This is a genomic window from Erythrobacter sp. JB2-19, assembly GCF_057365005.1.
The window spans coordinates 985925-1009850 of sequence record NZ_CP200290.1 but is presented as its reverse complement, the minus strand read 5'-3'; the positions used below and the strand labels follow the sequence as shown (position 1 = coordinate 1009850).

21 protein-coding genes and 1 pseudogene are annotated in these 23926 nt (G+C 53.4%); 15 read left to right on the top strand and 7 right to left on the bottom strand.

Features of this window, described 5'->3' with window-relative positions:
• Nucleotides 1-10 precede the first annotated feature (10 nt).
• From AC0V6O_RS04885 to AC0V6O_RS04870, 4 genes are all read left to right on the top strand, one after another.
• A complete protein-coding gene (locus AC0V6O_RS04885; protein ID WP_486145505.1) occupies nt 11-343 on the top strand; it encodes a 2Fe-2S iron-sulfur cluster-binding protein in 333 nt (110 codons plus the stop codon).
• A 23-nt stretch (nt 344-366) separates the two neighbouring features.
• Nucleotides 367-852, top strand: coding sequence for a styrene oxide isomerase (locus AC0V6O_RS04880; protein ID WP_486142030.1), 486 nt, complete (start codon nt 367-369; stop codon nt 850-852).
• A gap of 52 nt (nt 853-904) precedes the next feature.
• Nucleotides 905-3685 (top strand): winged helix-turn-helix domain-containing protein, encoded by a 2781-nt coding sequence (locus AC0V6O_RS04875; protein ID WP_486142028.1) that lies wholly within the window; start codon nt 905-907, stop codon nt 3683-3685.
• Nucleotides 3686-3802: 117 nt separating this feature from the next.
• Nucleotides 3803-4717, top strand: a complete 915-nt coding sequence (locus tag AC0V6O_RS04870; protein WP_486142026.1) for a metal-dependent hydrolase — start codon at nt 3803-3805, stop codon at nt 4715-4717.
• Nucleotides 4718-5124: 407 nt separating this feature from the next.
• Here the strand turns inward: AC0V6O_RS04870 and AC0V6O_RS04865 are convergent, their stop codons facing one another.
• On the bottom strand, nt 5125-5841 hold the full coding sequence (locus AC0V6O_RS04865; protein WP_486142024.1) for an IS6 family transposase: 717 nt from the start codon (nt 5839-5841) through the stop codon (nt 5125-5127).
• A gap of 47 nt (nt 5842-5888) precedes the next feature.
• Nucleotides 5889-6374: pseudogene (locus AC0V6O_RS04860) on the bottom strand (IS6 family transposase); the annotation flags it as partial.
• A gap of 214 nt (nt 6375-6588) precedes the next feature.
• On the opposite strand from AC0V6O_RS04860, the gene AC0V6O_RS04855 reads away from it, so the two are divergent.
• The 3 genes from AC0V6O_RS04855 (at nt 6589) to AC0V6O_RS04845 (ending at nt 10303) form a co-directional block, all read left to right on the top strand.
• Nucleotides 6589-7056 (top strand): hypothetical protein, encoded by a 468-nt coding sequence (locus AC0V6O_RS04855; RefSeq protein WP_486142022.1) that lies wholly within the window; start codon nt 6589-6591, stop codon nt 7054-7056.
• Between the two features lie 350 nt (nt 7057-7406).
• A complete protein-coding gene (locus tag AC0V6O_RS04850) occupies nt 7407-9587 on the top strand; it encodes an MAC/perforin domain-containing protein (protein ID WP_486142020.1) in 2181 nt (726 codons plus the stop codon).
• A gap of 23 nt (nt 9588-9610) precedes the next feature.
• Nucleotides 9611-10303, top strand: a complete 693-nt coding sequence (locus AC0V6O_RS04845) for a LamG domain-containing protein (RefSeq protein ID WP_486142018.1) — start codon at nt 9611-9613, stop codon at nt 10301-10303.
• A gap of 80 nt (nt 10304-10383) precedes the next feature.
• Here the strand turns inward: AC0V6O_RS04845 and AC0V6O_RS04840 are convergent, their stop codons facing one another.
• The gene (locus tag AC0V6O_RS04840; protein WP_486142016.1) at nt 10384-10881 is read right to left on the bottom strand and encodes a hypothetical protein; all 498 of its coding nucleotides are present in this window, start codon (nt 10879-10881) and stop codon (nt 10384-10386) included.
• A 497-nt stretch (nt 10882-11378) separates the two neighbouring features.
• Here AC0V6O_RS04840 and AC0V6O_RS04835 point away from each other — a divergent pair, with 497 nt between their 5' ends.
• From AC0V6O_RS04835 to AC0V6O_RS04815, 5 genes are all read left to right on the top strand, one after another.
• Nucleotides 11379-13826: a helix-turn-helix transcriptional regulator gene (locus tag AC0V6O_RS04835; RefSeq protein ID WP_486142014.1), complete on the top strand. Its 2448-nt coding sequence runs from the start codon at nt 11379-11381 to the stop codon at nt 13824-13826.
• A 145-nt stretch (nt 13827-13971) separates the two neighbouring features.
• Nucleotides 13972-15090 (top strand): hydantoinase/oxoprolinase N-terminal domain-containing protein, encoded by a 1119-nt coding sequence (locus AC0V6O_RS04830; protein WP_486142012.1) that lies wholly within the window; start codon nt 13972-13974, stop codon nt 15088-15090.
• Between the two features lie 8 nt (nt 15091-15098).
• Nucleotides 15099-15536, top strand: a complete 438-nt coding sequence (locus AC0V6O_RS04825; protein WP_486142010.1) for a hypothetical protein — start codon at nt 15099-15101, stop codon at nt 15534-15536.
• Nucleotides 15529-16629 (top strand): S-methyl thiohydantoin desulfurase family protein, encoded by a 1101-nt coding sequence (locus AC0V6O_RS04820; RefSeq protein ID WP_486142008.1) that lies wholly within the window; start codon nt 15529-15531, stop codon nt 16627-16629. Before AC0V6O_RS04825 ends, AC0V6O_RS04820 begins: the two co-directional genes overlap by 8 nt.
• A gap of 46 nt (nt 16630-16675) precedes the next feature.
• Entirely contained in the window at nt 16676-18820 is a 2145-nt protein-coding gene (locus tag AC0V6O_RS04815; RefSeq protein ID WP_486142006.1) for a TonB-dependent receptor, read from the top strand.
• Nucleotides 18821-19113: 293 nt separating this feature from the next.
• Here AC0V6O_RS04815 and AC0V6O_RS04810 read toward each other — a convergent pair whose 3' ends face one another.
• The 4 genes from AC0V6O_RS04810 to AC0V6O_RS04795 form a co-directional block, all read right to left on the bottom strand.
• Entirely contained in the window at nt 19114-19746 is a 633-nt protein-coding gene (locus tag AC0V6O_RS04810; protein ID WP_486142004.1) for a tyrosine-type recombinase/integrase, read from the bottom strand.
• A gap of 92 nt (nt 19747-19838) precedes the next feature.
• Nucleotides 19839-20576 (bottom strand): hypothetical protein, encoded by a 738-nt coding sequence (locus AC0V6O_RS04805; protein ID WP_486142002.1) that lies wholly within the window; start codon nt 20574-20576, stop codon nt 19839-19841.
• A 201-nt stretch (nt 20577-20777) separates the two neighbouring features.
• Nucleotides 20778-20972, bottom strand: coding sequence for a hypothetical protein (locus AC0V6O_RS04800; RefSeq protein WP_486142001.1), 195 nt, complete (start codon nt 20970-20972; stop codon nt 20778-20780).
• A 49-nt stretch (nt 20973-21021) separates the two neighbouring features.
• On the bottom strand, nt 21022-21228 hold the full coding sequence (locus AC0V6O_RS04795) for a helix-turn-helix domain-containing protein (protein ID WP_486141999.1): 207 nt from the start codon (nt 21226-21228) through the stop codon (nt 21022-21024).
• Between the two features lie 89 nt (nt 21229-21317).
• Here AC0V6O_RS04795 and AC0V6O_RS04790 point away from each other — a divergent pair, with 89 nt between their 5' ends.
• From AC0V6O_RS04790 to AC0V6O_RS04780, 3 genes are all read left to right on the top strand, one after another.
• Nucleotides 21318-21788: a hypothetical protein gene (locus tag AC0V6O_RS04790; RefSeq protein ID WP_486141997.1), complete on the top strand. Its 471-nt coding sequence runs from the start codon at nt 21318-21320 to the stop codon at nt 21786-21788.
• 350 nt (nt 21789-22138) lie between these two features.
• Nucleotides 22139-23455 (top strand): site-specific DNA-methyltransferase, encoded by a 1317-nt coding sequence (locus AC0V6O_RS04785; protein ID WP_486141995.1) that lies wholly within the window; start codon nt 22139-22141, stop codon nt 23453-23455.
• Nucleotides 23448-23738, top strand: coding sequence for a DUF5681 domain-containing protein (locus AC0V6O_RS04780; protein WP_486141993.1), 291 nt, complete (start codon nt 23448-23450; stop codon nt 23736-23738). Before AC0V6O_RS04785 ends, AC0V6O_RS04780 begins: the two co-directional genes overlap by 8 nt.
• Nucleotides 23739-23926 lie beyond the last annotated feature (188 nt).

Below are 23926 nucleotides of genomic sequence, written 5' to 3'. Positions count from 1 at the left end.
GAGAGAGAAAATTTCCGAGCGAGCAACCGTAGAGATCACGCTGATCGGCATAGACGGGCAGGTACACGAACTCGTCGGTGAGGAGGGGCAAACCCTTAAAGACCTTGCCAAAGATGCAGGCGTCGAGGGTGTTCAGGGACTTTGCGGCGGCGAGGCATCGTGCGGCACCTGCCAGATATCCGTTGATCGGGAATGGTGTGACAGGATTCCACCTATCGATGAGGTGGAGCAGGATATGCTGGGTTTTGTGGCAGCCCCCAATATTGAGTGCGCTCGATTGTCGTGCCAGATCAGACTTGCATCTGCATTGCATGGGCTAAAGGCGGTCGTCATCGAAGGCTGAACCAATCAGGCAAATCGGGAGAAATGGATATGTTAACGCGGTATCAGGCCCTCATGATCAAGAACGGCCTCGTCGTCTGCCTGCTAGGGCTGATTGGCGGCTTCGGTCTGCTGTTCAGCGTGCTCGGCGTTATCTCACTATCGCCCGTCCCGATTATGATTGATTATCAGATACCGGGCACACCGGCGCAATGGCGCGCGGTGCATGTCGGGAACATTATGAATGGACTGATGGCGATCTTGTTTGCGCTACTGATGGTAAAGCTTGAACTGACCAACAAGGCGCGCAAGTTCATCTGCTACGGCACGATTGCGACAGTTTGGGGTAACGCAGCGTTCTACATCTTTGGTATTCTCGCGCCCAACCGCGGACTTTCGCTGAGCGACAACCCGGTTGGTGAAGGCAATTGGGCGGGCGTTGTGGCTTTCGGTCCGGCTTTCGTTTTTGCTTTCGTGCTCATGGTAATCGTAATTGTGATATTTAGAGGTGTCGTCGGCCGAGATGACTAAAACATAGAAACCGAGGTAACTGCACCAAGACGCTGAGAGGTAGTCACGATCAATGCCGAAAGAGCGCGTCTGGCACAGCATGGAAGGTCTGATAGAGACCAAGCTCAGCCCGCTTGTTCCGCCCACGCGCTGCATTGATCGAGGGCGCTTGATCGAGCAGGTCTTTGCAAAGACCGATCCTGCTCAAGTGATCGAAATCGTCGGTGCAGCTGGCTCAGGCAAGTCGCTCCTGATGGGACAGTTATTCGTCCGCGCGGTTGAAAAAGGCAGCAAATGCTGCTGGCTTACGATCGAGGCAGAAGACGATGATCCCGCTGCATTCCTGACCTATCTGGCCGCAGCGCTCGAAGTTATTGAGCCAGCAGTGGCTATAAAAATGCGAGGTGGCCTGACCGGCCCGCAAAGCGCGCGGCCCGATGCGATGTTCCAGATACTGTGCGAAGGCATCAGCACAATCGCGAAGGACGCGTTCATCTTTCTCGACGACTTCCAGCATATTTCCGACCCCGCAATTCTAAGCGGAATACAACGATTAATAACTGCCCTACCATCCAATGTGCGCCTGGCGATTGCGAGCCGAACCCATCCCGACCTGCACCTCAGCCGTTTAGCGTTGGAAGGCAGGTTGCTGCGTTTGGATCAGCAGGCGCTAAATTTTGACCACGATGAAACAGCGACAATGCTCGCCAAATCATTTCAGCTAACCTTGCGTCCGGAAACGAACAGGAAACTCTTGGACAGCACGGAAGGATGGGTCGCAGGTTTGCAACTCGCAGCCCTTGCCATCGCCAAACAGCCCGATCATGCTGCTGATCTGGTTGATCGTTTCTCTGGTGCGAATTTGGAACTTGCGACCTATCTCATGGAAGGTGTCTTCCAGGCACTTGATCCCGAACTGCAGAAATTCCTGCTCTTAACCGGTCCGCTCAAACGCATGAATGCAGATCTTTGCGCGCATGTCTCTGGATTGAGCGATGTCGATGCACTTATTAAACGGGTTGATCGCGAAAATCTCTTTCTCGTAACGCTCGACGAAAACGGCCAATGGTTCCGTTTTCATCACTTGTTTGCCGATTTCCTCACCTCACAACTTCACAAATCTGGGCCAGACACCTTTGGCCATATTTGTGCCCGCGCAAGCGAATGGTTCCAGAGCAAAAATTTACTCACCGAAGCGATCCAGTACCAACTCATGGCACAGCGGTTTGAGGATGCTGCTGACCTGATCGCTCAATATTCTACCCATGTCGCTCAACGGCTAGGGGATCATCGTGCTGTCCTTGACTGGATGCGGCGCTTACCGGAACGTTATCACGCGCACCACCCGTTGATTATGCTCAACCACGCATGGTCGCTAACCTTCGCGCGTTCATCGGATGCAGGTATGGCTATCGCTGAGAAGGTGAAGGCACGGCTTGCCAACGAGGATATGGCGGGCTGGGACCTGCTCGAAGATGAAAGAGACGAGGCACTGTGCTTGGCCGATGTCATAATCGCCATTTCACTGGCCAGTGGAGATCGCACAGAAAAAGCGCGCGACTACGCGTTGGTTGCACTCGATCGCTGGCCTGATGCGACCGATATTCACCTGGGTGCGCTTTACAACGTGATTGCCTATTCCTGCATCCCAGGACAAGATCCGGAAAGCGGGCTGGAAGCGGCAGCGAAGGCGAACATCCAGGGAACCCGAGCCCGTTCTGAATATGTGAAAGTGTGGGCGTGCTGGATCAGCGCAATGTTGTGCCTTGAGCAGGGCCGCCTGGAAGAGGCGGAGGGACACCGCGACCGGGCACAAGATGACATTGCTAGTGACATTGGCGAGGAGTCATTTTCGGGTTCGCTGATTGCTGTGCTTGACGCGGTCATTGCCTATGAACACTGTGAATTCGGCAAAGCAATAGAATTCCTCAACTGGGGGTCCGAACAATTGCCCGGAATCGCCACGATGGAACCTGTTCGGGTACTGCACACGACCGAAGCGCGTGCACTTGCCGCTTTGGGAAAAGTGGGGGATGCAATTGTGTGCCTCAGGAACGGTCAGGAAGAAGCACTCGCCCGAACTGTCCCGCGCGTTGCCGTTGCATTGGCGGTGGAAGAGCTTCGACTTCTGATCACGGAGGGCCGAGAAGAGGAGTATGAAGCGCTCGCCCGGCGCTGGGGGTTCAGCGAGCCCGAAAACCTTTTTGGCATCGATCTGACTGATCCGATCCTTGCCCGCCATCGTCAGATGGCTGGATGTCGTCTTGCCATTGCAAGGGGCGAATGGTCCAATGCACTTGGGATACTGATGGAATTGACGGCGGGTAACCGCCAACCAAATTCGGGTCGGGCGGCAATCGAACCGGGCCTATTACGTGCGATCGCAATGTGGCACGCCGGGCGCCAGACCGAGGCCATGCGCACGTTCTCGGATGTTACAGCAATCGCCGCGCCGAGCGGCATGGCGGCCCCGTTCTTCGAAATGTCGCCGCAGATCGACGAATTGATCAAGGCCGTGACTGACCGAAGAGGTGAAAGCGACAGCCAATTCCTGTCTCAACAGATTGGTTTCGAGAGGCATGTTTTGGCAATGCTGCGCGGAGAAACAGCAATCGAAATAACGTCAAGTTCAACGGGCACCGATCCGACTGCTATCCAAGAGCTAACACCGCGCGAACTGGAGCTTGTAAACCTGCTTGCGGAAGGAAAGAGCAATAGCGAGCTCGCCGACATGCTGCTGTTGTCGCTACCCACAGTCAAATGGCATCTCAGCAACATATACGGCAAACTGGGCGTCAAAAACCGATCGGCCGCGATAGCCAGAGCCAGGCAGAACAAGATCATCCACCCCTGACTCCCCACGTCCCATACTTTAGTCTAGCGACGAATATGGAAATTTGATGTATAAGGAGAGTTCTGAGAAAGGCGTGCCTATTCAGATGAGTCGGCGATGCCTGAGAGGAGAGCCACCATGGCAACAGCGGCAGTGACTGAACACGAATTCGAACACCCTATGGATAATATTCCAATCCGCAGTCTTGATTTCGGTGCAGATGAATTGTCCGCCGAGTCAATAATGTGGAGCCGCTCTTGCCCGGAATTCGGCGTCTTTCTGAATGCGTTCAGCGTCCATGTGCCCTATTTTGAGCGCTATCTTGTCAAAACGATGAACACCTCGCGCAAGCATGTTTCCAACCTTGATCTGGTCGAAGACATGAAGGCGATAACCGGACAAGAGGCCCATCACGCGCGCAATTTCATCGAGTTCAATCGGCTGATGGCGGAGCGTTACCCAAAGATCGGCGAGATTGAACAGCGCAACAAGCGTGAATTCATGGCGATGGCAAAAAGCCATTCCCTAAAGGAATTGGTTGGCTTCACCGCTGGATACGAGACCTTCACGTTCCTGGCTGGAATGATCGTTCTGGCCAACTACGAAAAATGGATGAGCGATTCCGATCCGGTTGTAAAGGCGATGTGGGTTTGGCATCAGGTCGAGGAAGTCGAGCATGGCGCAGTGGCTTTCGAAGTCTACAAACATATGTTCGGTGAGCATGAGTGGTATCGCAAGTGGATGATCCTCAAGGCGCTGCTGCACATCGCCAAAGAGGTCCTGCTGGCCTATACGGTAATGTGCCTCGCTGAGGGTATGATGCGCAATCCTTGGCGTGCAACCAAGACGATGTGGTTTCTGTTTTCGACCTTTGCAAAAATGGTGCGATACTCGCTTCCGACATTCTCATCGAAATATCACCCACGTCAGCATCCACTTGCAACGACGAAGCAGAACAAGATCGCCATGGCGTGGCGTCGATTCACGCGGGCAGGCGGCGATCCGTTGAAGATTGATCGTGAGAAAATGCGCAAAATCACAGGCTTCGCCTGACATAGATCTAGACGAGTTCGTTTAGTCTGACCGCACCGAAATCTCTTAATGTGTTTCCCCCCGCCACTAAAGCTGGGTGTAGCCAGTCTGGCGGTTCCTGTTTGTCTGGCTTCTGTTTCGCCTGTTTTTGCTCAAGGTCAGCAGATTGTAGCTCAACTCGATCCCCCCCAGCATTGAGAGCAGAAGCCCTGGAGATGTGGATATGGGATAGGGGGCCTACACAATGGAAACCGTCGATCTTCAGATTGGTGAAGGTGCATTTCCGAACGGGCTCTCGCTTGTCCGCAGCTACAACAGTTCCAGCGCGCGATATTACAATGATCGGGCCGGTTATGCATCGCAAGGTGCTGTCAGTCTAACGCGAACTCGTCTCCGCTAGACGCAGAGCGCCCTACCCTCGCCATCGGTCAGGCCATGAGATTTTGCCACTCAGCCAGTGCGGCTGTGCGGTTGGTCTTGTAAGTCTGTCTATCGGTGAGGTGGCGGTCGGTATTAAAGTGGTTGTGGACGTTGGCGTGAACTGAGGCGAATTTCTGTAAGCTCTTCATCCTCCGAAATCGCTGCATGACACGTTCTCTTCGTCGCAATGGTAAGTGCGAATTCTCAACTCGATTGTTTAACCACTTGCCCATTTCCCTACGATCCTCAATGCCGAGATTGTCGAAGGCGGCCGGGTAAGATCGAAGCCCATCGGTGACGACTTCAGCCGGACTTCCGTGGTTCTTAAGTGCCTTCTTCATGAAGCGAAGCGCAGCTTTCTTGTCGCGCTTTTTGGTGACGTAGCTCTCGAGAACTTCGCCTTCTTGATCCACCGCCCGCCAGAGGTAGTGTGTCTCGCCGTTAATCTTCACGAACATTTCATCGAGGTGCCAGCGCCAATGGCGGAAACCTCGCATCCGGCTGATCCGCTGGCGTTTTATGTCAGCGGCGAACATCGGGCCAAACCTGTTCCACCAATGCCGCACCGTCTCATGGCAAATGTCGATCCCCCGCTCGGAAAGCAAATCCTCGACGTTCCGCAGACTCAGTGGAAAGCGGACATACATCATAACCACAAGCCGGATGACCTCGGGTGATGAGTTAAAGCGCTTGAATGGGCTGTCTGGTTTGCGGCGTCTGGGCATCCAATCGCCCTACCCTCGCCGCCTCATTCCGCAACGGGTACAGTTAGTCTGACAAGACCGCCCAGCTCATCCATGGCGGCTTTGTAGGACGGTAGGCCATCTGTTGTGATGGCCTCTGCTGATCCGTGCCGCCTCAGCGCCTTCTTCATGAACTTAAGCGCAGCCTTCTTATCCTGTTTCTTGGTGACTTAGCTCTCGAGAACTTCGCCTTCATGATCCACCGCCCGCCAAAGATAGTGCGTCTCACCATTTATCTTCACGAACATCTCATCAAGGTGCCAGCGCCAATGACTGAAACCGCGCATCCGGCTGATCTTCTGGCGTTTGATGTCGGCTGCAAACATCGGACCAAACCGGTTCCACCAGAAACGCACCGTCTCGTGGCAAATATCGATCCCACGCTCGAACAGCAGGTCCTCGACGTTCCGCAAGCTCAGTGGAAATCGCACGTACATCATCACCACAAGCCGAATGACCTCGGGTGATGAGTTGAAGCGTTTGAACGGACTGTCTGGTTTGCGGCGTCTGGGCATCAAACCGCCCTACCCTCGCCGCCTCATTCCGCAATGGGTTCAGTTAGTCTGACAACACCCATAAAGTGGGCGCTGCCATAGACGTTTAGGCGCCCTACATGATACGTATTAAGAGCGGTAACTATCTCACCGCAAGGTCACGAGCATCGACCTAGTCGAGTATTTGGAAGAGTGAATAACTTGATGCAAATTTTTGAAAACATGGAGATAGTGCATGGAAAGGTTTGACCTCATAGTTCGGAATAGACTGGTTTGGCTCGGGTTTGGCGTTGCAGCTCTTATGATAGCGGTGATGTGGTGGCGTGGCTGGTTCATCGAACATGCATTTGGCGCTGAGCGCAATCAGGAGGAGGCAACTCCTCTTAATCCCAACGGCTTTGGAAACGGCAATTTTGATAGTTTTCGAAGTATCGAAAGCCAAGCTCGGATCAATATTGCCGCAGGGGATCTGCGGCCGTTCATTTCTCACGGTTTTAATGAACCGATTCCGCGTGGATTCCTTTGCGAATATAACTTCTACGATGATTCTCACAGTCTCGGGGTCTTTTCAGATATCGAGGGTGAAACCGAAACAGAACCTGCCATTCCTTGGACCGATGCGGAGACTTATAACCTCATTCTGTCAAAGGAACCGAAGTTCAAAGAGATCACTAATTGCGTGCCATATTCCTTCGAACGATGACTTAGTTCGATAGTGATCCTTCCGTTTCGGTGACCACGGAGCCTAAAGCAAGCCGTCCTTTCACCCCCATAAGCTGCCCAGGCTTGCTCAACCGCTGCGACCTGTAAGGCGATTGTCGGCATCTCTCGCTGATCCGCTAAATGCCGACATTTTGCTCATGACCCAAAAGTGGACATCTGCATCGAATTGAGGCTTGATGACGCGTGGAAGGCAAATCAGGTTCGCAATACAGAGGACATTCATACTAAAAGCGCTTTATGTGAACGCACTATCGTAGAGCATGTGATGCACAGGTCAGAGTCGGGAAATTGATTACTGAAATTCTACGTACTTGCAGATGGGGGTAAGCGATGAATTGGAAACGCGTGGCACTGGCTCTTGGAGCAACGGCAATCGCAGGTGTGGGGGTCTATGCTGGCAGCGGATTACTTAATCCATCAAACAACAGCGGGAACGGAAACGAGCCGATCCAACTCGCGGAACCTTCCGAACTCGTGACCGAAGCGATCAGCACGGATTGCGGTCTCACTAATGCCAACGACGATACGACCGCCAAGTCTGGCGTGGTCAGCGCTAGCGTAACCCGTGCACGTGTCACGGCCTCTCAAGATGTTGACGAAGGCATGGATGTTGCGGCCGCGATCGAAGCGGGCGATTGCCGTTTTCGGCTCGATGGCATTTGGACCGAAGATCTACCTCTTGCGCTCGACACCTCGTTTGAAGTTGACGGGTTCTCAAGCATGTCTGGCGGTTCGCTTGATCCGTCGCTGCTTCACAGCACATTCGTTACACCGCGGGTGTTGATGATTGAGGCAGAAGAGGACGCGTCTTTGCTTACGATCAGAGACGCAACCGACCCGCAAAATGTGGTCACGGCCCGCCAGGAAGACGAAACACCTCTCTCGGATGTTTTCACTGCTAACGGCACGCGCAAAACTTATCTTCTCAACAAAAACCTAAGCTCAGATGTGGTGAATACCAGTTCAATGCGACGGATCGACGTCGATGTCACACGCACAGGCCGCGTCCGCCTCCGGATCGAAGGCACGAACTACTATCGTCCGACAACCGACGCGTTTGGCGACAAGGAAACGGCATCGACCAACGCTTGGATGATTGAGCGCAATCTCGACAATCTCGATGCCAGTCTGAAGGGGTATGACGCGTATTCACAGGATCTGTTTCAGCTGAATACGAACAGCAAGGGCCGCGTGTTCGAGGCCGCCGACCCCGACAAATATACCGTTACCGAAAAACGCACGGTGCCCTTGGGCTTCAAACTTGTTTCCGAGGGCGCGCAGGGCTCAGTAATGAGCTCAGAATTGATTCGGACTGAGCGCGAATATCAACGCACAGTCACTGTCAGCCTGGGCATGAATGTCGGATTCGAAGGAGAATCTGCTGCAGGCGGCATTGGTGCCAATTACACTGACAGCAAGACCGAGGGCATGCGTGAAGCAAACGCGCGGTCTATCACCAATGGCTATGGCAGGCACAAGATCTATGCGCTCGTGCTCGACCAACCTTTTGCCCGGCTGTCAGATGAGTTTGTGGACGCGATCGAAGATGCGAGGCGGTATGGTCGCTATGACGAGCTGATCGAGCGCTTTGGCACTCACTATCCCTATGCCGTAACTTATGGCTCCGCTGCCAAGATGTATGCTGAGTTTGAAGAAAGTCAGCTCAATGAATGGCAATCAAAGTCGGAGGATATCAATGGTAATGCAGGTCTTGCGATAGGCGGCTTTGGGGCGTCAATATCCGCGGGTCGGTTTGAGGAAAATCGGGAAGCGGATTCCTTGTTGGAGTCGACAGAATACAAAGATTTCCTAGCGGTTGGCGGGACAGGAAGCTGGAATCAAGATGGATTTGGTAGCGGTACGCCTTACCCAATTTTGGCCGACATTCGCCCGCTCTACCAACTGCTGAACCCGCTTAACTTTCCGGGCGAACCCGAGATTTACACTAAGGTTCGCGAAGAGTTGCGAGTGGCCACAGCAGAATATCTGGCGCAGTTTGGACAGGACCTGAGCGACAAACGTCCACGCGTAGAAATGACATATGAGATCAAGCCGCTGCGCATATATTGCCGCAATGGCGCCAACGGACTGCCCAAGGGTTTGGAGACAAATCCTCAGCACCTGATCGATGGATCGGTAAGGCTAGAACTTGGCAATGGCACGCAGATCTTTGGCACCAAGAACAGCGGCACTCGCACATGGAGCGATATGAAGATCAATTGCTGGTACGGCGAACCCCGCAGCAAGTCTCTCGATCTTCAACCTATCAGACTGACCGGCACTTATGAGGAAATTAGCCAAGCAACACTGAATTGGCACGTGAACCTCAAAACGGAACGGGTCACGCTGATACGGAACAACCGTGCCTATGCAAACAAGACAAGCTGGGGTTTCTCGGTTCCGCCAATCTTCAAGGTTGGCGGAACCCAAGATGTCACCAAAGTGATCAGGAAGCGCTCCGCAAACCTACCGGAACTCCATCTGATCGCCGAAGTAAAACGGGTCCGCTGACAAAAGCTATTGGGGGTAGACATATGCAAATTCGAAGAAGGATGATGACTGGTGCGGTGATGTGCCTGGCGCTCGTTATTCTGCCCGCATGCAGCGGCGGAGTCGAAAGTGAGACCGTTGCCGCAGAAGGTTATGCACTCGACATGTTAACGCTCGATGGCACGGAAACGCTGGCGTTCGAACCGGATGACCGGCTTGCTCCTGCTGAGCAATCGACCATTGAATTCTGGGTTAAGCCTGGCTGGCAAGACGCACCTGACTTTGATCCAGTCGTGCTGTCCAATGCTGGCGAAGAAGGCGCATCTTATCTCGTCGCAATACAACGTGAGCGCGATGGGCTGGCGGTCACATCAGGCGAGCAAACTGACGTCGTACCATTCGATTTCAGTGATGGAGAGGCCCACCATGTGGCACTGATCGATCTGGGCGGCCCCGCGGTGGTGCTGGTTGATGGCGAGCTGGCAGGTGAGCTTGATCTAACGCTCCAGGCCCTTCCTAGCGAAGGGTTTTACATTGGTTCAGCCTACGGCGAGGAGGACGGGTTTGTTGGCGCAATCGGTGGCATACGGATTTGGGATGTTGCCGTCACGGCGGACGATTTGATGAAGTATCGGCTCAAGGACGTGCTCGATACCAGCGACCCGCACCCTGATCTCGAATACCTTACAATGATCAGCAATTTTGTTGATCAGGATATCGTTGTGGTAGATCACTAAGCTCCCACTTACATCACACCAAAGAAACGGCCCCCGCAGTGTGAACTGCGAGGCCCTTTTTCTACGTCCAATAGGACCTATTAGGGGCGTTGCCCAACTTTCCCATTGGGGAGACGGACTAGCCGCTGAAGCTCTGCACTTGGGCGCTGCTGATCACGGAAAGTGACCTTGCGCGGCGCTGCTTTGGGCTTTCCCGAAAACAGGCTGCTGAACCAATTGCCGATCCGAGTCAGAATGCCTGGCTTCGAGACATTATTGATAGCCTTGGCAGGCTTTCCTTTACCCATCTGCCGAGTTGCAGATGTCTTGCTGATGCTACGCTTCGCGCTCTTATAGGCCACAATGTTACGTGCACCTTCATTGCGAGCTCGCTGATTGAGCACAGATGCGGCGGTGCGGGCCGGAGCGCGCTTAGTGGTTTTTTTGGAATACTTGCTCGCGCCTGGACGAGTCATGCTTGCGCTCGACGCCGTTGTCTTCGCGCCCTTGCCCTGCGCTTCGGCAGCTACTGGTACGAAACTTATCGCCAATGCGCCTGAAATCGTTGCTGCAGTTATCATCGTCGCAATCTTAGCCATGATCCTACCCCTATCATAAAATGAAGCACATTGGCTTCTTTGTTCGTGCGACCGAATCTGCATTTAACTGGGTCAACATGTACCGAACGCTTACCCAATGCAAAGGCGAAGTTCATGTTTAGCGCCTAAAAAATGAACAATGGAGCTTCGCCGAGCTGTTACGATGGCGCTGTCACTTGGAGGGGAACTCCTCTCCGCAAGATATAGAGCACCCTATCCCTTCCTCCTATCAAGCCATGAGGATGTGCCTCTTGGCTAGGACCCCAGAGCAGTCAAATTTTTGCAAGTTTGTCCGCCGATGAGCTGGCGTTCCAAGCTGATTGCGGGCTGTCATTCTAAAGCGGACCGTCAACTAACGACCCAAAATCGGTCACAAAACCGCTCAGGCCTGTCACGGCGAGAAATTGATGGGCCAAACTGCTGACAACCGATGTCCGCGTGGACTTTTTGAGGTTAAAATACTACTTAGTAGTAGCTCGAGATTTGAGGGGTTTCTGATGCTTAAAACAGTTGATCGCACCAGAGGTCGAATTGACAATGATCGTCCGATCATCGTCTTCTGCGCGCCCCCTGGATTCGGGAAACGGAAATTGCTTGGTGCGCTGTGGAATGAAGCTCAGGCTGACGGAAGTTCGCTGTTCTTCGACCGTCTCAATCATATCAACGATCCCCGAGCAGCTGCGAATTCGATCATTGAGCGATCTGAAATACCCGCTATCTTTGTCAGCGATGTTGCGGATGCTGACAAAGAGTACTTTAGCCTAGCTCTGGACCGGCTGGTTCGAACGAAATCCAGTCAGCGACTCTTTATCGCAATGGACGAGCCCTCGATTTTAGATTTAGGAAGATTGCGCACTGCCGGTCATGTGGAATGGTTTGGATCTGACTTCTTAGCGCTCACCGATCTAGAGCGGAGGGAGCTGTTTACAAAAATTAGTGGCGTTATGGATCGCAATCGGCTCACTGAGATTGTAGGTCATTGGCCGATTGCCGCTGAAATGTTGATCGACTGGGCTCTTCGGTCAAGTGAATTGGCGCGCAGCTTTCAAGACCACGAAATTCTGTATGAAACAGGCCTATTTGAGTTCATTAAAACTCAGATCTGGGCGCTTCTCAGCGAGAGAGAGCGTGAAGCGCTGGGTCGCACTGCATTGTTGTCCCAACCGAGCCAGATTTTGTTGAGGAACGCAGAATGCCATGACCGAGTAATAACGAACCTGGCGATCAAGCTCGGCGGATTGGTTGGACAATCGGATGACGTGATTTGGCTGAGTCCGGCGCTGAAGTTGTTCGTTCGTGAGAACGCACAGCTGGAAGATCCACAAGCCCAGGTTCGCACAATGATCGAGCTGGTAGACTGTTGCTCAATACATGGAAATTTGAGCGATGCAGCGAGACTGGCAGCAGCCGCGGGCCAGCCAGACAGGATTGCACAAATTGCGGAGCAGCACGGAGCCTTGCTTATTTGGGTGCACTGCGGCTTTTCAGATCTACAATCCTTGGTTGAAAACGCCGGCACCGACGTGATTTCAAGGTCTCCAGCCCTGAGAATGATGCGGTGCATAGTCGACCTCAAACTTGGACAGATTGGTCGTGCGGAAGTGGAGCTTCAACAGCTTGCATCAGACCCGAGCGTTGCGGACACGATGAGGACGGAAATCGAAATCATTCGTGTGACGCTTTTGGTGTATGGTTGTTCGCTTGCTCGCCAGCATGACATTGAGTTACTGGCTGATTTGCTCGCTCAACAATCTACCGAACCGGCTTGGCAATCATTTCTCGCAACCCTTAGCTGTATTCTGAACTCACAACGAGCGAGGTTCAAGACCGCCAACGCCAGCCTGATTGAAGCAAGGCGGGAGGCAGAGAGGGCTGGATCGCGGTACAACATAATGTTCCTCTTTCTCCACGAGGCAGGCATCCAAATTGCGCAAGGCGCTATGGTGCAGGCTCGCTCTGCCATCTCCGCCGCCCGCAAGATATGGCGCGAAGAGTTTGCGTCCGACTTTGGCGTAGAAACAGTGATCGCAGCGCTCAGTTCAAAGGTTGAATTTGAAACTGGCCGCCTAACAAGTGCGCGCAATTCACTGCGAAAATCAGGCAATCGATTGCCTGATGGAGAAGCGTGGTTCGACATCTACTACGCGGCGTATGAGCCGATGGCGCGTATTCTCTTGCGCGAACAAGGTCTGTCAAAGGCTATCGAATTCCTCGAAACGGAAAAGGCAAAACTCGATGCACGAGGATTAGGCCGAGTGGGTCGCCTATTGAAGGGGCTTGGGGCTTGTCTCGAAGGTGAAGCGCGCCTTCTTGGCCATCAATTTGCCGAGAGTATGGACAATAGCTTCTTGGTAAATGAAGATGTCTGGAGCTGGCAGGAACGCGAAACCTACAATCTTGCGACAGCATATAGCCACCATATGTCGGGTCGTTCGGAAGAAGCGATTGCCCTCCTTCATTCGGCCAGCAAAGCAGCGATCGAGCAGTCACTCACTCATTCGCATTTCCGTTATTCGTTGACGCTTTTCCTCCTCTGCCATCGCTGCAATCAGCGGAGAGATGCATTGACCCACCTGGAGAGCATACTTGTATTGGCGAGCAACACTGGAATGCGGCTGGTTGCGCAAGATGTGGTCGGCCCCATCATTCCTGAATACAGCGAAGAATCAATTGCTACAGGCACACTGAACAAGAGCCAGCTCAAGATTTTGACCGAGATCGGAACCGAACGGAAAGACATTCGCTCACCCAATGGCAAACTTAGTAAGCGTGAAATGGATATCGTTACAGCGCTTTCTGAAGGTGATTCAGACAAAGAAATCGCTCGACACCTTGGCATTAGTGATCACGGTGTCCGCTATCACCTGAAAAATATTTTCCGAAAACTCGGGGTGCATGACCGCCTTGCGGCGGTGCTTTCTGCGAAGCAAAAGGGGTGGATATAGATCGCTTGAGCTACCAATTTGAGTAGTCCTGCATATACAGGCTCAGAGCATGACTACTAAGTAGGCTGAGCCTACTCCCTACTACGTTGGTTGTGTTTCTCTCTGCATGCCGCATTCTCCCAGCAGCAAAGGTGGGAGATGAGGATTGCGCATTGGCGTAGATGTAGGGGGTACGAACACCGACGCGGTTCTTGTTGACCCGTCGGGGGTCGTCGCATCGATCAAAGTGCGCACAAGCAGCGACGTCGGTAGCGGCATCGTTGATGCAATCCGTTCACTACTATCACAACAGGCTTCGTCACCGGAAGATATCTCCGCGGTGATGATTGGCACGACGCATTTCACGAACGCTTTCATTCAACGGCGCGAGCTGGCCAAGGTGTGCTGCATCCGGCTCGGACTGCCAGCATCGCGTGGAATACCTCCGTTTTCGGGATGGCCTGATGATGTGCGTCAATCAGTCTTCGCTGGCGGCGAGCTTGTTCGTGGCGGTTACGAATTTGATGGACGACTGATTGCCCCACTAGACGAAGCAGAGGTTGGCCGGATCGCGAGATCGGCAGCGCACGACGGCATCACGCAAATCGCGGTTTCTGGGATCTTTAGCCAACTCAATGATGCGCAAGAAAGGCGGGCGGCGGAGATCATTCGAGATGCAGAACCACAGCTTGAGGTTTCTCTTTCTTCCGAACTTGGGCGCACGGGGCTCATAGAGCGAGAGAACGCCGCGATCATGAATGCAAGTCTACGGCCATTGGCAAAGAAGGTGGCCAATGCGTTCGCAGATGCCCTTTCGACGCTCGGGCTTACTTGCCCTTATTACGTTAGCCAGAATGATGGCACCCTAATGGATGCCAAGCAGATGCGGCACTATCCGGTGCTTACGTTTGCCGCGGGACCAACCAACAGCTTACGCGGCGCCGCTTGGCTTACGGGCATCAAGGACGGGATCGTAGTAGATATCGGAGGTACGACTTCCGATGTCGGAGTGCTGGTTAGCAATTTTCCTCGCCAATCGAGCATTCATGTGGACGTCGGCGGCGTTCGCACCAATTTTCGGATGCCTGACGTCCTCTCGGTTGGTCTAGGGGGTGGGTCGCGAGTGCACCTCACCGACGGCAAGATCACGATAGGCCCGGACTCTGTTGGTTTCGCTCTTACCGATGAAGCGCTCATTTTTGGTGGAGACCAGCTCACAACCAGCGACCTTGCGGTTGCTGGGGGTGGGTTGAATTTGGCGATCCTTCCCTTCTCGCTGACCTAGATCCGCAAGTGGTTTCAGGTGGCGCAGAGGGCATTCAGCAGATCATCGCCACTGCGATCGACAAGGTCAAAACGAACCCTGATCCAGTTCCGATGATCCTCGTCGGTGGCGGTAGTGTTCTCGTCAATGAAAAGCCTGCGGGCGTCTCCGAGATGCTGCGGCCTGATCATGCCGGAGTTGCCAACGCAATTGGAGCTGCAATCGGCCAAGTTAGCGGTGAAATCGACCGGATATTCACCATCGAAACTGAGGAAGATCGGGAAAAGGCGCTTGAGCAAGCCCGCGGCGAAGCAATCGATAAGGCAGTAGAGGCGGGCGCATCAGAAACGTCAGTCGAAATCACCGATCTGGAGACTTTCCCACTTCAATACTTGCCCGGAGGCGCAACTCGTATCGTGTGCCGCGCGGTCGGCAATCTTGAAAGCAAGGAGCTGGAGTATGATTGATGCGATCTCGCTAGACAACATTGAACACCTCGCAATCGGTTCAGCCTTTCTTGGCACTGGTGGCGGAGGAGATCCCTACCTCGGCTCGCTCCTTTGCCGTGAAGCCTTGGCGCAGTTCGGTCCGGTTTCGCTGGCCGATCCCACTGCGCTTTCGGATAGCGACAATGTGTTTGTCGCAGCTGCGATGGGCGCGCCCACTGTGATGATCGAAAAGCTCTTCTCTCTCGAAGATCAGGACAGGGCGGTGCGCGCTCTTGAACGGCACCTCGACAGGCAAGCGAGTGTCATCACCTCTGCGGAAATCGGTGGCTGCAATTCGATGATGCCGGTCGCCTATGCGGCCATGCGCCAGCTCCCCATTCTCGATGCAGACGGTATGGGGCGAGCCTTTCCTCAATTGCAGATGACTAGCTTCAACGTAGCCGGTGTTGCCTGCGCGCCGATGACCCTTGCTGACGAACACGGGAATACTGTGCTGTTCGAGACGGAGAGCGGCGAAAAGGCTGAAGATTTCGCCCGGCCGGTCGTGGCGGTAATGGGCGCCGCTGGATGCATGTCATGCTATCCGATGACAGGGGCTGAGGCGCGAACGGCTTGCGTCAACTACACGCTCAGCGCGGCTATCGAAATAGGCGAGGCTGTTAGCGGTGAGCGCTATGGCAACATGTCGCCAGTTGATCGACTGCTGAGCGCACTCGATGCGCACCGATATTATGATGATCCGAGCTGCATCCATTCTGGCAAGATCACCGGCGTGGAACGCAATACCCGCGATGGTTGGGTATTCGGAGAATGCACAATTGAAGCTGTAGGTGCGACTGGCAAGGCCTCAATTGCATTCCAGAACGAAAATCTAACGGCCTATGTCAACGGCCAGCTTCGTGCGCTCGTCCCCGACCTTATCACGATCGTCGACACTGAGACCGGGCACGCAATCCCGACAGAGCGCCTGGCATATGGCCAACGTGTTTCCGTGATCGCGTGCGGTGCTCCGCCAGCATTGACCACGGCTGCTGCTCTTGAGGTGATGGGGCCGGCTGCATTTCAAATTGCAGAGAAATATCGACCGATCAGCGAGTTAAGAAACAGCTGATTGGGGACGATCGGTGACAAAAGATCGAAAGGATGGGAGGACCATTATGAAAAAGGCTTCACAACAGAAACTGGCTGCGATGGGCAGCATCGCAAGTGCCATCGCGATGGCATGGGCTAGCCCAGCGATCGCACAAGAAGAGGCTGATGCGGAAACGCAGGGTCTCAACACGATCGTTGTCACTGCACAAACACGCGAACAAGAACTGCAGGATGTACCAATCCAGGTTGCCGCCTTTGGCGAAGACCAGATCGAAGATGCTGGAATCATCTCTACACAAGACTTCATCGATCTCGTCCCGAACGTCTCATTCGATGACAGTTTTACCTACCTTAACAGTTTCGTTGTGGTGCGCGGTGTTACGCAGATCAACAATGCCGATTCCCCCGTGGCCGTCATCGTTGATGGAGTGCCGCAGAACAATCAAAAGCAGTTGAAGCTCAATCTGTTCGATCTTGAGAGGATCGAGGTTCTCAAGGGACCGCAAGGCGGCTTGTACGGACGCAATGCTATCGGTGGGGCAATCAACATCGTAACCAAGCGTCCAGGTGATGATTTTTCTGGCATGGCGCGGGCGATCTATGGTCGCGGCGATTTTGTGAACTTGAGCGCTGCAGTTTCGGCACCAATTGGTAATTCTGCGGGACTCCGTGTCTCGGGTAACTATGTCACCGACAATGGAAGAATTGAAAATAGTTTCACTGGGGAAAACGTTGATTTCGTTGATCACGATTGGGAATTGCGTGGACGATTTGTCGCCGAGCTGAGTCCCTCAGTCGAGGTCGATTTGCGCGCTTCCTATCGGGATTTTCAAGCTGGCGGTATCTACGACGCTCAAGTAGCTTCTGGTAATGCCAACGAAATCGTAGGCCCTTCGGTGAACATCGAAGGCCTAACGTTTGGCAACATCTTTGAAGCCACAATGAAATGGGATTTCGCGCTAGGAGGAGGCACACTCTCATCGATCAGCGGATACACCGATCTGACCGAAGACTATCGCGGCGACCTCGATTTCTCGAACGCAGTGGATGATCCTGATGGTTTTGCGGGGCTGAACCTTCAGCTGGGCCAAGGTCAAGATCTCGGCGTCGAATTGCTAAGCCAAGAGCTGCGCTATGTGTCCGATGATAGCCTTCCCTTCCGATGGATATTGGGGGCGTATTATCTGCACACCAACCGCGATCTTCAGACACGTGGTTTTATTGATCTGGAGGGAACCACCACCGGCGGGGTCGGTTCACGCGATCAAATCGATAATCCCGCACTGGTCATCATCAACAACAATGCAAGCGATAGCAATGATGCCTACGCGGTATACGCGAACTTTGAATACGACCTTACAGACAGCCTAATCTTGCAGGGTGCCTTGCGCTATGACCGCGATGAACGTGAGCAAACCGATTTGATCAATGGGGGTACTGTCTCTGACAGCTTTGATGCTGTTCAACCCAAGATCACGCTGACATACCGTTTTACCGACGACGCACTCATATACGGTACTTACAGCACGGGCTTCCGCTCAGGCGGCTTCAACGCTCCTGGTACTGCTATTCCAGCATTCGATGATGAATACCTTCAAAATTTCGAAGCCGGGTTTAAGACGAGCTCTTTGGGCAACCGTCTTATCATCAATGGAGCGATCTACTTCTCCAAGAGTGATGACTTTCAGTTCTTCTTTGTGGATGCCACAACAGCATCACAAATCATTGGTAACATAGACGAAGTGGACATCTTTGGTATTGAGCTGGAGGCCCAAGCTTTGGTCGCCGATGGGCTTCAGATCTTCGCTGGTATTGGCACTACCGACACCGAGATCAAAGCGAACGCGCTTGACCCAAGCACGGTCGGGAATAAGACGCCCAAGACGACCGATTTCAATGGTAATCTTGGCTTCCAATACAATGCGGCTTTAACAGACGATCTTGACTTGCTGATTCGCGGCGATTGGGAATTGCGCGGAGATAAATTTTGGCAGGTGGACAATGTTGATGTTCAAGAAGCTATAGATCTGGTTAGCTTCCGTGTCGGGATCGAGAATGACCGGTTCGGTCTATTCTTCAGCGCAAACAACATTCTCGGTGAAGCATATTACGCTGACTACAATCCCGGCAATTTTGCTGGATTAACCGAGGATATCGGATTTCGCGCGCAGCCTTCGACCTGGTCAATTGAGGCGACAGCCAAGTTCTAGCACGCACGCGGTGGGCGCGCATCCAACCCTCGCGCGCCCACGTGTTACATAGGATGCATTTGAGCTGATTGTCCGCTTTCACCTCCTATTCTGTTGAAAAACTCGCCACGGGTTACTTGCGGCTGAGATCTCAGCAACATTGATTCAAGGCGAGTTGCGTTTGCGAACTATCTTTGCCAGCCCGCACCCGACGGCGTTCAAAAATTGCGCACCAAAATGGCTCGCGGAGTTTTTCAACAGAATAATCTCCAGAAGCGGACGCCGGGTCTTTCGAGGCCAGCGTCCAACTCCAGTCAGATTTCGGTCTTCTCAGCAAGCGTTAAAGCGTCTTCAATGTCGACGCCTAGATAGCGCACGGTGTTCTCGATCTTCGAATGGCCAAGCAAGATCTGGATTGCCCGAATGTTGCCTGTGGCCTTGTAGATGATCGAAGCCTTAGTTCGGCGAAGCGAATGCGTTCCATACTCCTCCGCCCGCAGTCCAATCGCTTCGACCCACTCATCAACTAGCCGAGCGTATTGGCGCGTGCTCAGATGGCGCGTGACGTCAACTCGGCTCGGGAAGACAAAGTCCTCAACCGCTCCGCCCCTGAGCTTTAGCCAAGCAAACAGGCTATCTCTCGCGTCTTTTGCGATCTCGAATTGAACAGGTCGTCCAGTCTTTCGTTGCGTGATCGTCGCGCGCGTTCTGATCTCTGGTCCGCTTACCAAGTCACCGATCTTGAGCTCAACGAGATCACAACCTCTTAGCTTGCTATCGATCGCCAGATCGAAGAGCGCTCGATCACGAACGCGTTGCTCACGATCGAGGAAGAACCGGATCGCCCAGATCTGCTTTTGATTGAAGGGTCGCTTGGGACCGATCTTCGCTCCAAAGTTCCAAGGCACTCGATGCTGAGCAGCTGGGTCAAATTGTGAGTATGTCATTTGCTTTCTCCTTGGCCGGAATGGCCAAAGGAAAAGTCGGATGCGAACGTTAAGTAGTTCGCCTTCAATTCAAGCACCTGCCTACGATACAACTAAGTGATTTCAAGAACGACCTTCATTGCGCCCGCCAGTTCGAGAAACTCGGAAACGCGTTTGTCGTCCAGCTCAGATATTGGGCCGTGGACCGCAAGGTTTCGCATAGTGTTTAGGCCTCGCAAAGATCGATGCTGGTCTACAGTTAGCGCGCCGACATTGAGTGCCGTCTCCAAGAGAATTGCTGCTCCCAATTTTGTGACATCGTTCTGGCCCGATCGCCTGAGCTTGCCTTGGACTAGTACTTCAATATCTCGCCACGCTTCTATGATCTCGGCGGCATGGCCATTCTCATTCGCTTCGCGCTCTAGCTCAAGCCGTGCGCTCGGGGATGCCAATGCCGCCTGCGTTATTCTTGTTTGGCTCACGCTTTGAATGGTCGCTTGCAATGTTTCATCAAAAGTTACCGGCTCACTTCCGCCGAAACGCAGATAAGTAACACTCTCGCGCACCGCGCTAAGTTCTAGTTCCTCCCGAAGAGAGTTGCGAAGATCATTCACCAGCGGATCCAAAGGCGCCGTATGATTTTGCGCCATATCAACAGCGAACTGTCTTGCTAAGTCCGCTTGCTGGGGTGAGCCAAGCAGTTGAATGTCAGCGATGGCACTTTCGAGCAGAGGCCAAACTGTTTCCGGGTCGCCCCGATGACCAGCACCTTCGAGCTTGCGATAGGCCTCAAGCAGGTATGCCACTCGCATCTTGCGTCGCTCGTTCAATAAATCGCGGCGGGCCGCCATACGATGGCCCAGCCAACCTCCGGCAATAGCAACCAAGACAGTGACCAAGAGTTGTGCGAATAAGTTCCAATCCATGTCGCTTTTTAGGTTTCAGTGGCTTCTACATCAACTCATTCGGACGAACGCATATGTAGTTGTGAATGTCTGCTTTCAGGCACTGAATATTCGGATGGCTATGTCTTGTTCTAGGGCGCATTGCAGTCATTCCGCGATAGACTGAGCCGCTTCCATCAAGTCAACGATCTCAAGCACCGCGTTTTCGAGCTCTTCAACTTTCGCTGGATCAACTTCGGTGCTCGCACCGCCCAACTTGAGCGCAACGACCGCAGAATCTTCCATGATCATCCCGATCTGAGTGTAGATCGATCCGAGGTTGTGTGACTGGTCGTCGTCCATGGCTCCACGAAGCCATGGCGTGGTTCACAAGTCCACCGGCATCCTGCGACTATTCAGCGGGAGTGATCAGATCGACGTGGCTCACTTCAAGCGCTTGCGCGATCTCATAGATCGTGACGATCGTTGGATTGCGCTTCCCTCGCTCAAGACCGCTCAGATATTGCTGCGACAGCCCACAAAGCTCTGACAACCCTTCTTGGGTCAGCCCCTTCTCCCTACGGATGCGAGCACAGTTCTCGCCAACAAGTTTCCGCATATCCATCGCCAGAAACCATTGGCGAAGCACGGCAAGTCTGTTTATCAACTATAATATGTTGAATGCGATTTGAGCGTAAGGGAAATATCGTGGGCAAAGACAAAGAAGAGCAAGAAAGTACGAACAGGTTGGGCTGCGGACCGATCACTGGAGTTGTTGTTTTCCTGGCCATTATTGGGGCGGCGCTTGCTCCCCAGAAGCCGCAAGGCGAGCAGGTCAAGCAGACGCCTGAGCCCAAGTCAGAAGCGCGTTTCACAGACGACATCAGCATGAAGATCTATGCTGAGACTGTGGTCAAAGAGCGATTGCGCGATCCAGATTCAGCTGAGTTCTCAGATATGAGGGTCTTTTGGGCAGAAGATGGTCAATCGGCCACCGTGTGCGGATATGTCAATTCACGGAATGGCTTTGGCGGTATGTCCGGCCGGAGGGCTTTCGTTGCCTCCAATCTGGTGATCATCCAGAGCGATCTGAAGCCAGCGCAGTTTCGAAAAGTGTGGTCGACAATGTGCGCTTCAAAGCCGGCTCAAAGTGGGCGCCCTGAAACTAAGGCTCAATAGCTGGCTATCCCAGTCGGGATTGGAACAAATAATCTTTCTTGTACAACATGTTAAGAACAGAGTGACACAGATGTAAAGTCAAAATGTTTGCGTAGGTTATTCTTGCTTACTATTCATAGCACATCTGATTGAGATCTCGGCCAATGGAGGCCTGATCTGATCACAATCAGTCCTATGCATTGTTCTTCCTGTGGCTGAACAACTGATGCCTTTCTGTGGCTGGCGTCAGAAGCATCGAAAACCTGAAACACAAGCATGTGCCGCGCGTGATGCGCTTCACTGCAGCAAACCGTTCGCCTGCATCTGTGCGGGCGGGCATCGCATACCCTTATTCAATTAGGATCTTTGCCATGAATACGAAACTGGACGTGACAACAAGGAAGGTCGCTGACCTCAAGCCCGCCAAGCGCAATGCAAGGACGCATTCGCCCGAGCAGATCAAGCAAATCGCTGCAAGCATTGAGCAGTTCGGTTTTACCAACCCTGTTCTGATTGACGCTGACAGACGGCTTATAGCCGGTCATGGCCGCGTTGAGGCCGCTAAGCAGCTAGGCCTCGAAACTGTCCCTACCCTTTGCCTCGACCATCTAAGCGAGGCTCAGGTTCAGGCCTACATCATCGCCGACAACAAGCTGGCCGAGAACGCAGGCTGGGACGACGAGCTGCTATCACTCGAGTTCCAGTATCTCGATAGTCTTGATCTGGACTTCGACCTTACCATCACAGGCTTCGAAATGGCGGAGATCGATGGCTTTCTGGTCATTGATCCAGAGGAAAAGGCGGACGACATACCGGCAGCGTCTACCGACCCTGCCGTCACGCAGCCCGGCGATCTATGGCTCATCGGCAAGCACCGTCTCTATTGCGGCGATGCCACCAAGCCTGAGTCCTATAAGGCCCTGTTCGATGGCTCGAAGCCTGCGCAGATGGTCTTCACGGATCCACCGTACAACGTTCCAATCTCAGGACATGTCTGCGGCCTTGGAGTAGTGCAGCATCGCGAGTTCGAAATGGCAGCCGGTGAGATGACCAATGAGCAGTTCGAGGAGTTCCTTCGATCGGTGTTCGAGAACCTCGCATCAAACTCAGTCGATGGTGCAATTCACTATATCTGCATGGACTGGCGCCATATGGCTGAGGTGCTGGCCGCCGGCGAAACTGCCTATGATGAGCTCAAGAACCTCTGTGTCTGGGCCAAGACCAATGGCGGTATGGGTTCTCTCTATCGCTCGCAGCACGAGCTGGTGTTTGTGTTCAAGCACGGCACAAAGCCGCACATCAACAATGTGAAACTCGGGAAGCATGGTCGCTATCGGACCAATATCTGGGAATATGCGGGCATCAACAGCTTTGGCGAAAGCCGCGATGAGGATCTAGCAACGCATCCTACCGTCAAGCCGGTCAAACTGGTCGAGGATGCGATCCTCGATTGTTCGAAGCGTGGCGGCATAACCCTCGATACATTCGCTGGCAGCGGCACGACCCTGATCGCCGCGCATCGCACTGGCCGCATTGGATACGGTCTTGAGCTCGATCCTGCCTATTGCGATGTCATCATCAAGCGGCTGGAAGCCGAGACGGGGCTCATGGCCATACTTGCTGGCTCGGATGCCACCTTTGACCAAATCGCAGAGGCCCGCTCTGAAAAGGAGATGGCTCATGTCTGACGGCTATGAAACCGGCTATTGCAAACCGCCCAAGGAGCATCAGTTTTCCAAGGGCAAGAGCGGTAATCCGGCTGGACGACCACCGAAGCCCAAAGGCAATACCGGGTACGATCCAAGCTCGATCCTGACCAAACCGGTCATGGTGCGATCCAACGGCAAGGTGCAGGAAATGTCAGCCCTGGAAGTTGGGCTGCGCAAGAAGACTGAGGAGGCTGCAAAGACCACATCCACCCGTAAATTACTGAAAGCCCAAGAAAAGCTCCTTCTCGAACAGGGAATTTGAATTCCCTGTTTTGCGAGCGAATTACCCTGTTTTGCAGGGATAAATTCCCTGATATCCAAAAGTGAATTCCCTGTTTTGAAGCCTGACTATCGGTAAATTCTGTCGTGTTTGCGGGACTTTAATGGCACATAGACCGACAAGGGCGATGAAAATTTGCAAAATTCCCTGTTAATGGCCTCTCAGCACCC

Excerpts from the sequence above, each read along its gene's own strand:
- AC0V6O_RS04870 (WP_486142026.1), top strand. The coding sequence starts at position 3,803 with ATGGCAACAGCGGCAGTGACTGAACACGAATTCGAACACCCTATGGAT.
- AC0V6O_RS04810 (WP_486142004.1), bottom strand. The coding sequence starts at position 19,746 with ATGACATACTCACAATTTGACCCAGCTGCTCAGCATCGAGTGCCTTGG.
- AC0V6O_RS04820 (WP_486142008.1), top strand. The coding sequence starts at position 15,529 with ATGATTGATGCGATCTCGCTAGACAACATTGAACACCTCGCAATCGGT.
- AC0V6O_RS04795 (WP_486141999.1), bottom strand. The coding sequence starts at position 21,228 with ATGCGGAAACTTGTTGGCGAGAACTGTGCTCGCATCCGTAGGGAGAAG.
- AC0V6O_RS04805 (WP_486142002.1), bottom strand. The coding sequence starts at position 20,576 with ATGGCGGCCCGCCGCGATTTATTGAACGAGCGACGCAAGATGCGAGTG.
- AC0V6O_RS04780 (WP_486141993.1), top strand. The coding sequence starts at position 23,448 with ATGTCTGACGGCTATGAAACCGGCTATTGCAAACCGCCCAAGGAGCAT.
- AC0V6O_RS04855 (WP_486142022.1), top strand. The coding sequence starts at position 6,589 with ATGGAAAGGTTTGACCTCATAGTTCGGAATAGACTGGTTTGGCTCGGG.
- AC0V6O_RS04800 (WP_486142001.1), bottom strand. The coding sequence starts at position 20,972 with ATGGACGACGACCAGTCACACAACCTCGGATCGATCTACACTCAGATC.
- AC0V6O_RS04785 (WP_486141995.1), top strand. The coding sequence starts at position 22,139 with ATGAATACGAAACTGGACGTGACAACAAGGAAGGTCGCTGACCTCAAG.
- AC0V6O_RS04875 (WP_486142028.1), top strand. The coding sequence starts at position 905 with ATGCCGAAAGAGCGCGTCTGGCACAGCATGGAAGGTCTGATAGAGACC.
- AC0V6O_RS04815 (WP_486142006.1), top strand. The coding sequence starts at position 16,676 with ATGAAAAAGGCTTCACAACAGAAACTGGCTGCGATGGGCAGCATCGCA.
- AC0V6O_RS04840 (WP_486142016.1), bottom strand. The coding sequence starts at position 10,881 with ATGGCTAAGATTGCGACGATGATAACTGCAGCAACGATTTCAGGCGCA.
- AC0V6O_RS04835 (WP_486142014.1), top strand. The coding sequence starts at position 11,379 with ATGCTTAAAACAGTTGATCGCACCAGAGGTCGAATTGACAATGATCGT.
- AC0V6O_RS04865 (WP_486142024.1), bottom strand. The coding sequence starts at position 5,841 with ATGCCCAGACGCCGCAAACCAGACAGCCCATTCAAGCGCTTTAACTCA.
- AC0V6O_RS04850 (WP_486142020.1), top strand. The coding sequence starts at position 7,407 with ATGAATTGGAAACGCGTGGCACTGGCTCTTGGAGCAACGGCAATCGCA.
- AC0V6O_RS04880 (WP_486142030.1), top strand. The coding sequence starts at position 367 with ATGGATATGTTAACGCGGTATCAGGCCCTCATGATCAAGAACGGCCTC.
- AC0V6O_RS04845 (WP_486142018.1), top strand. The coding sequence starts at position 9,611 with ATGCAAATTCGAAGAAGGATGATGACTGGTGCGGTGATGTGCCTGGCG.